At 52.0% G+C, this 7010-nt stretch carries 9 protein-coding genes and 2 pseudogenes; 10 read left to right on the top strand and 1 reads right to left on the bottom strand.

Going from position 1 to position 7010, the window contains the following annotated elements:
* The 10 genes and pseudogenes from VSX58_RS21530 to VSX58_RS21485 all read left to right on the top strand — a co-directional run.
* Nucleotides 1–221: pseudogene (locus VSX58_RS21530) on the top strand (protein YdhT); the annotation flags it as partial.
* A gap of 356 nt (nt 222–577) precedes the next feature.
* Nucleotides 578–949: a hypothetical protein gene (locus tag VSX58_RS21525; RefSeq protein ID WP_327619867.1), complete on the top strand. Its 372-nt coding sequence runs from the start codon at nt 578–580 to the stop codon at nt 947–949.
* Nucleotides 950–1013: 64 nt separating this feature from the next.
* Nucleotides 1014–1826, top strand: a complete 813-nt coding sequence (locus VSX58_RS21520) for a YfdQ family protein (protein ID WP_327619866.1) — start codon at nt 1014–1016, stop codon at nt 1824–1826.
* An 84-nt stretch (nt 1827–1910) separates the two neighbouring features.
* On the top strand, nt 1911–2747 hold the full coding sequence (locus tag VSX58_RS21515) for a ParB/RepB/Spo0J family partition protein (protein WP_327619865.1): 837 nt from the start codon (nt 1911–1913) through the stop codon (nt 2745–2747).
* Nucleotides 2728–2943, top strand: coding sequence for a ParE family toxin-like protein (locus tag VSX58_RS21510; RefSeq protein WP_327619864.1), 216 nt, complete (start codon nt 2728–2730; stop codon nt 2941–2943). The genes VSX58_RS21515 and VSX58_RS21510 overlap by 20 nt, the downstream gene beginning before the upstream one ends.
* A 47-nt stretch (nt 2944–2990) precedes the next feature.
* The gene (locus VSX58_RS21505; RefSeq protein WP_327615849.1) at nt 2991–3230 is read left to right on the top strand and encodes a DUF4060 family protein; all 240 of its coding nucleotides are present in this window, start codon (nt 2991–2993) and stop codon (nt 3228–3230) included.
* Nucleotides 3227–3718, top strand: coding sequence for a class I SAM-dependent methyltransferase (locus VSX58_RS21500; RefSeq protein WP_327619863.1), 492 nt, complete (start codon nt 3227–3229; stop codon nt 3716–3718). Before VSX58_RS21505 ends, VSX58_RS21500 begins: the two co-directional genes overlap by 4 nt.
* A complete protein-coding gene (locus VSX58_RS21495) occupies nt 3718–4341 on the top strand; it encodes a morphogenetic protein (protein ID WP_407654911.1) in 624 nt (207 codons plus the stop codon). Before VSX58_RS21500 ends, VSX58_RS21495 begins: the two co-directional genes overlap by 1 nt.
* The gene (locus VSX58_RS21490) at nt 4338–5090 is read left to right on the top strand and encodes a hypothetical protein (RefSeq protein ID WP_327616195.1); all 753 of its coding nucleotides are present in this window, start codon (nt 4338–4340) and stop codon (nt 5088–5090) included. Before VSX58_RS21495 ends, VSX58_RS21490 begins: the two co-directional genes overlap by 4 nt.
* A gap of 243 nt (nt 5091–5333) precedes the next feature.
* A pseudogene (locus VSX58_RS21485) lies at nt 5334–5570 on the top strand (hypothetical protein); the annotation flags it as partial.
* Between the two features lie 1156 nt (nt 5571–6726).
* On the opposite strand, the gene VSX58_RS21480 reads toward VSX58_RS21485, so the two are convergent.
* Nucleotides 6727–7010: hypothetical protein (locus tag VSX58_RS21480; protein WP_327619868.1), on the bottom strand; the 284-nt coding region annotated here is incomplete at its 5' end.

Raw genomic sequence — 7010 nt, 5'->3', positions numbered from 1 at the left:
CTGGTGACTGGGCGCAAATCGAAGCTACAGGGGGAAATTCTGTTATCGCCGCCGCGAGCTCAGTTGAGTACATCGTTATTGGTGAAGGTGGTTGCGCCGCCGTTCCGTATCACGACGGAGAGAAAATCAGATTTGCCATTGCGTACGCCGGAGAAAACGGAATCAAGTCCGGTGTTAAGTATTCCGTGAATGATGCCGGAGAATTCGTAGAAGTTGAATAACCCTTGCATAATTTTCGCCTTCACCAGGGCATAACCGGGCGCGGCTTCGCGTCGCCGGATTCGTAACCGGCGCACAACAGGTAATAGCATTGACGAGCAAGGCATAAGTGTCGGTTCAATTCCGAACAGTTCCATTAAGTTGGAAGGGTTGGGCAGGGAAAAGGTTCGTTCAATTCGAACACCGGCAGTGCTATTTCCGTTGTGGTAACCACCGCAACATACCCTTGTTAAATCCCTTTGGCGGTCACCGTTCTTCCAACCCAACTACGGAGGATGAAGATAATGTTCTGCGGCTGACCGCCCTTTTTACAGAGAGAAGCAATCCCCTGCTTCTGTGTGTGAAAGGAGAAAATGACATGTCTGAAAATGCTGAAAATAAATGCACACCATTCAGCCAACAAATTGCCTATATCAATAAAGGCACTCTGGACGCTGAATTAACCGAAACCCTCGCAATGATTATTCAAGCGGTTCGGGAAACTCGCAAAAAAGGTTCGGTCACATTGACGCTTAACTGCGAAATGTTGAACAGCCGCACGGAAGACACAATCAAGGTCACGCCGGACGTTAAGTTCAATAAGCCGAAACTTGAGTTGGCCGATACCATCATGTTTTCTACCGCGGACGGCGACCTGCTGCGTGATGATCCTGATCAGGTTCAGATGGACCTTCAGGTCATCAAAACCAAAAACAACGCCGCCCCGATCAAGTTGCAGTCCAACAGTTAATTTTCTCTCTTTTCGTCCTGAAAATTAACCTTCCCCCATAAATAAACAATCAAGGAAAATATCTATGTCACAGATTGTTGACGGCTCTGCCGTGTCTGAAATTCGTGATCTGGCAATTACCGCTCATACGCCGGATACGGACATTCCTGTAGCTGTTGTTCCAGGCGGGCATGATGTTGCCTCATTAGAGGCATATCAGAACCAACCATCCCGAATCCGGCAGCACGTTAACCTGATTTCCGTTTCGTCGCTGATTGCCTACGTTAAAAAATATGAAGACCCGCGCACCGCCATCTTTGCTGACAACACCAAAACAAAGATTGTGGCTGTGCTGGACTATCACGAAAACGCGGGCCTTCCTAACTGGGGTAGCCACCGGGCTATCTATGACTGCCCACTTTCCAAAGAGTGGGAAGAGTGGTCATCGCAGGATGGCAGCGCTATGCGGCAGATTGAATTCGGGGAATTTATCGAAAAACACATCGGTGATATTGCGCCGGTTAGCGATTCGTATGCAGGCCCGTCCGGCGTTGAACTGCTGGAAATGGTCCTGGCATTCTCGGAAACGCGCAAATCTGAATTCAAGTCGGTAAAACGGCTGAATGACGGCACGTTCCAGATGAGCTACAGCGACGAAAAATCCGGCAGTGGCAACACTAAACTACCGGAAAAAATCAGCCTGGCCATCGCACCATTCCACAACGGCAATCCGTACCAGATTGACGCTCGTTTCCGCTACCGCATCAAAGAGGGCCAACTGTTCCTTTGGTACGAGCTGATCGACCCGGAAAAGATCGTCGAGCACGCATTCAGCGAAATCGTTACTGAACTGCAAAACGCCCTTGAAACCATCCCGGTTTACGAAGGTTCTATCTAACCGTCCCTTTTCTCCATGAAAAGTGCAGCCTTATGCGCGCCCTGTGTGCGCATAGTGAAGCATTTACCCGACAGGAAGATAAATATGGCCACATTAAACCAACGCTATGCCAGTAAAGAAACTGGTATCACTGTTAGAAAAACCCACTTGGTCCCGCTGGAAGAGATTTATGCCGAGGACGGCTATAACGTCCGTGAGTTGAATCAAGGCCACGTCGAAGAGTTTAGGGACGCGTTCATCGCCGGCGAATATATCCCGCCGCTGGCCGTAGAAGTGACAGAACGCGGTGTGAAAGTCATTGATGGCCATCACCGCTATTTTGGGGCGTTGGCTGCAAATGAGGCCGGATGCGAAGTGCTCAGGCTTGAATGTAAGGACTTTGTCGGCACCGAGGCTGACAAGATTGCGTTCATGGTCACCAGCTCACAGGGGTTGGCACTTACCCCGCTCGAGCGCGGCGCAGCCTATCAGCGGCTGGTTAATCAGGGCTGGACTAACTCGCAGATTGCACAAAAAGTTAAGCGTTCCGAGTCCGACATTCTCCAGCATTTGCAACTACATCAAGAATGTTCGCCGTATATCAAAAGCCTGGTTAGGACTGGCTCAATTAATTATGCCTTAGCTATCGACATAACCCGTGAACACGGAGTTTATGCCGACAAAGTTATCTCGAAGTTGATGGAAAAAGCCGAGTCTGCTGGTAAGAAGAAAATCACCAAATCTCTGGCAAAACCACAGTTCGCTGCGGCGAAAACCAAACGCTTGATTGAGCTGGTCTATAAGTCTACCCCTATCGTGAGCCAGGACGGGTTGCGTGACTATCTGATGCTGCCTGCTGGCGTGAAAGATGAGGTGATGAAAATCCTCACCGAATTTAGAGACTACAGCGAGGGCCAGCAGAATGAACCTCAGCCAGAATAAAGCCCCGCTTTGGATTTCAGAAAAGGCCAATATTCTGTTAAGGCAGGTCTGCACCGGCCGAGTGACTCCCCGCCGAACGCACGGCAAGAAATACCAAACGCTACGGGTTAATAAACGTTGGCGCCTGCTGTCACGCGACGGCACAAGCTGGGAATTACTCACTCACAACGATTACAACAATCTGATCGACAAATAACGAGCCTCGCCACCAGCGGGGCTTTTTATTACCCGGAGATTTATCTCATGCGCCATATCATTAGGGGGGAATTAACCCCACTGGAACGCCGGGCGGCTAAAACTGCCTTGCAACACCACCAGCAGCGCTACGGCAATTATGCGCGGCGGAAAAACAGCGAAACCTATCGTGTTCGCGTAGCCAATAAAACCTATTCCGTCGAAGTAATAAATCGGAATGCGTCATACGTTGCTACGGTGATGAACCATCATCGTTCTCTGCAGAAGATGTGCGGGGTGCCGTCATGATCCAAATCCTCGACATGTGCTGCGGTTCCCGTATGTTCTGGCATGACAAAACCGACGAGCGCGCGGTGTTCCTTGATATCCGAAAAGAACAGCACACGCTGTGCGACGGGCGGAGTTTGGTTATTAACCCGGACGCCATCGCCGACTTTCGCCAGTTGCCGTTTGCTGATGAATCATTCCCTGTTGTCGTATTTGACCCTCCGCACCTGGAGCGTGCTGGCGAAAACGGCTGGATGCGCAAGAAATACGGCGCCCTAAACCCTGACACATGGTGCGATGATTTGCGTGCCGGCTTTAGTGAGGCGTTCCGTGTTCTGCGTCCGTCGGGCGTGCTGATTTTTAAGTGGAACGAAACGCAAATACCGACCGGCAAGATTCTGGCTCTTACTGACGAAAGGCCGGTAATCACTCAGCGGACGGGTAAGAGCGACAAAACGCACTGGGTTATTTTCGTCAAAGCCGCCGACGTTAAGGTGGAGGGGGAATGATGAAAGAGCGTCCGATTATTTTCAATGCCGAAATGGTTCGCGCCATTCTCGACGGGCGGAAGACGCAGACGCGGCGTGTTATCAAGACCGACCATGAAAGGGGTGTGGTTAACCCGGTTGTCCGTGGCCGCAATGGTGAAGTATCAAGCGTTTCATGCCGACTGGCACCAATGCTTTGTCCGCACGGTCAGCCAGGCGACCGGCTGTGGGTGCGGGAAACGTTTCAGGGACCGCTTGTCTCTGAGGAATTATTCGAAGAGTACCGCGCTTATTCTGAAAAATTCGAAACTCCCGAGTACTGCGAATACGCCGCTAATGGTGGCGCAAGGCCAGAATACTGCGATCTTGAAGGTAACTTGCATCACGGTTGGCGTCCGTCAATCCACATGCCTCGTTGGGCCAGTCGCATCACGCTGGAAATTACCGATGTGCGCGTTGAGCGGCTAAACGATATCAGCGATTCGGATGCACTGGCGGAGGGTGTCTCTACGGCGCAGATGCACAGCGGCGAGAGCATTTCAGACGTGTTTGGGCGCCTCTGGAAATCCATATACGGCTCTGAAAATTGGGACGCCAACCCGTGGGTGTGGGTTATCGAATTCCGGCGGATGGAGGCTGAATGATCCACTTCCACGGTGGGCCAATCACGCCCGACACCTGTGCATTGAAGGCGTGGAAGGGTCGGCACGCGTTTATCAGTTTCGCGAATGCTGGTCAGTTAGCGCTGGCGAGTGAGGTGACGCAGTCATTTGCCCTGGATAATGGCGCATTCAGTTTCTGGACGAAAAAGCGCGTGGTGGACTGGAGCGAGTATTACCGGTTTGTCGGGCGCTGGGCTAATCACCCGCGGTTTGCGTTTGCCATTATCCCGGACGTTATCGGCGGCAGCAGTGAGGAGAACGATGCGCTGATAGCAGAATGGCCGCACGGTAAATTCATCGGCGCACCCGTGTGGCACATGAACGAACCCGACGAGCGTTTTATCCGACTCTGCAACGAGTTCCCGCGCGTAGCTATCGGCAGCATGGGCGAATACGACGCAAAGCGACCGCGCCGCTGCGTGGCTCGCCTGCGCGACTTAATCCGGCATGTTGTGGATGAGAACGGCTACCCAATTTGCAAACTGCACGGACTACGGATGCTCAATGCCGATATTTTCCGCCACATCCCGCTGTCGTCAGCTGACAGCACAAACGTGGCCCGCAATATCGGTATCGATAAATCCTGGCAGAAATCAGCGTATGCGCCGGCCAGCAAAGAGACGCGCGCAGCTGTGCTCGTTGAGCGTATCGAATCAATGAACAGCGCCAGCGCGTTGTTGTGGGACGCAGATAAAGACCGCTTCATGCCGCAATTGGCATTTGAGCTATGAGGACTAAATAACATGAACATCAGCAAAGAAAGACTGGAAGTGATCGCATATGGCTCTGTACGTCAGTCAGAAGTTGAAGGGCGAGAAATGGCCAGGGTCATCTTGGAACTGCAAAATCAGGAGCCGGCGGCGTGGCAAGCCGGAGAGGCAATCCTATTCAACCCTGACACGATCGAATCTTACGCTCGACGTTCTGGGTTGCCAGTTACTCCGCTCTACGCCGCGCCTGTTCCGCCAAGTCAGCCAGTAATGCCTACTGGGTTGCATCCTGATACTGCAAAGTTGGTAACTGATTTCGCTAGTGCGCTGGCTGAAAAACTCTATAAAGCGCAAGTCAAATACGGTTACGACGCTGACTGGAAACGTGACGGCTGGCCTTCGCAATGCCAATCGCATTTCCATCAGCACATTGCAAAAGGTGATCCGCGTGACGTGGCGGCTTACTGTGCGTTTATGTGGTTCCACGGCTGGAAAACTAAATTGCCAACAAGCCAGCCGCCAGTGGTGCCGGATGAGCTTCTGGCAGCATTAGAAGAAGTTATTCGCATATCAGATCGCGATCACGATGCGTGGCGGCGCGCCAAAGCTGAAATTCAATCATACCGCGCACTGCATCCCAACGCCCGCCCAGTTCCAGCAGCGGCAAGCCAGCTAGTACGGGACTACAAAGACGAGTTTTTAGGAGCGTGTAAAACGCTGGCTACCATTACTGAACTGTTGGAAATTTCAGAGGATGACGTTGACGGTGAGCCGTTACAGATTTTCGAGGCTATCGAAGCGCTTAAGCAACGTGCAAGCCATCCGCTGGCTGCGCCGGATGAATGCAAGGGCGTTCCCGCTTGGACGTTTGCCGAAAACGTTGATCCTCGCCGTTGTTATGCGGCTGGCTGGAACGCCTGCCGCGTCGCAATGCTCCAGTCTCAACCTGTAAGCAAGCCTGATATGTTGCCGATTAGCGTTGTAACAGCAGAACATCGCCGTGTGATTGAAATGCTTCTCAAAGTCTGCGGCTGTGCGTTCGAGGTAATGGACGACGGCTGTCAGATGGAAGTTGATGGTGAGCCATCGGTTGTTGTCCCGTATGAGTCAGCCCACGCCCTGTCTGACGCTCTGGACGAGATCGAAAACTCGCTACCGACCGAAGATGATGATAGACCGGATGTGTTTCTAGCATGGTCGGCAATGCCGAGAGCCGCGCTGAAATCTTTGCTCCAGTTGCCCGGTAATTCCGAACAAGCGATAGCATATCCCGATAAATTGCCCTGCGACGTGCTTTTGGTTCCTGGGGTGAGGATCGGAAAGGGTTGCCCAACAACGACGCTATTCCTCGCTTTGAATAATCGGGCTGAAAACGTTGTGGTGCTGGAGGCAATGACTCCAGAGCAACGACAGGCGCATGACAAAGCTATCTCTGATTTCAAGTCTGAGTTTTTACCGAACTCTCCGGTAATACCGGATGGTTCAGCTGATACTAAGCGACTTGACTGGCTGGACGCTCAGAACAAAAGGCTCAATGAATATCACGGCTCATCTTACGGTTGGAAACTTGACGCGAATTTCCAGAGGAGCGCCATGATGCTCAACGACAGTAATTATCCAGTTATGACGGTCAGGCAGGCTATTGATAAGGCCATGCTCACCGCCGCTCCGAAGCATAAGGACGGTGAAGCATGATTACCGACATTGACACTCTCGGAATTATTTTGCTTATCGGGGTTTCAGCCTTGATTTTTCTGGGGTGTGGAAGATGATTATCGGCTTCCTTCTTCTCGTCAGCGCATGCGGGCACGATGCCTGCGACGCCCTTCCCGTTTCCGAGCGTGTTATGCAACTTGATGAATGCCAGAAATGGATAACCCTGATTCACGAAAAACGGCCGGCAGCGGTGCTTTACTGTCTGCCCGTTAATGATGATTAACC

It is taken from the genome of Brenneria populi (genome assembly GCF_036016195.1).
In the GTDB taxonomy this organism is placed as follows: Bacteria; Pseudomonadota; Gammaproteobacteria; order Enterobacterales; family Enterobacteriaceae; genus Brenneria; species Brenneria populi.
Note: the sequence above shows the minus strand (reverse complement) of the source record. Positions and strands in the feature narration are given on the sequence as shown.

What these genes read in the sequence shown, in the direction of transcription:
- VSX58_RS21525 (WP_327619867.1), top strand. Translation starts at nt 578, where the DNA reads ATGTCTGAAAATGCTGAAAATAAATGCACACCATTCAGCCAACAAATT.
- VSX58_RS21520 (WP_327619866.1), top strand. Translation starts at nt 1,014, where the DNA reads ATGTCACAGATTGTTGACGGCTCTGCCGTGTCTGAAATTCGTGATCTG.
- VSX58_RS21515 (WP_327619865.1), top strand. Translation starts at nt 1,911, where the DNA reads ATGGCCACATTAAACCAACGCTATGCCAGTAAAGAAACTGGTATCACT.
- VSX58_RS21510 (WP_327619864.1), top strand. Translation starts at nt 2,728, where the DNA reads ATGAACCTCAGCCAGAATAAAGCCCCGCTTTGGATTTCAGAAAAGGCC.
- VSX58_RS21505 (WP_327615849.1), top strand. Translation starts at nt 2,991, where the DNA reads ATGCGCCATATCATTAGGGGGGAATTAACCCCACTGGAACGCCGGGCG.
- VSX58_RS21500 (WP_327619863.1), top strand. Translation starts at nt 3,227, where the DNA reads ATGATCCAAATCCTCGACATGTGCTGCGGTTCCCGTATGTTCTGGCAT.
- VSX58_RS21495 (WP_407654911.1), top strand. Translation starts at nt 3,718, where the DNA reads ATGAAAGAGCGTCCGATTATTTTCAATGCCGAAATGGTTCGCGCCATT.
- VSX58_RS21490 (WP_327616195.1), top strand. Translation starts at nt 4,338, where the DNA reads ATGATCCACTTCCACGGTGGGCCAATCACGCCCGACACCTGTGCATTG.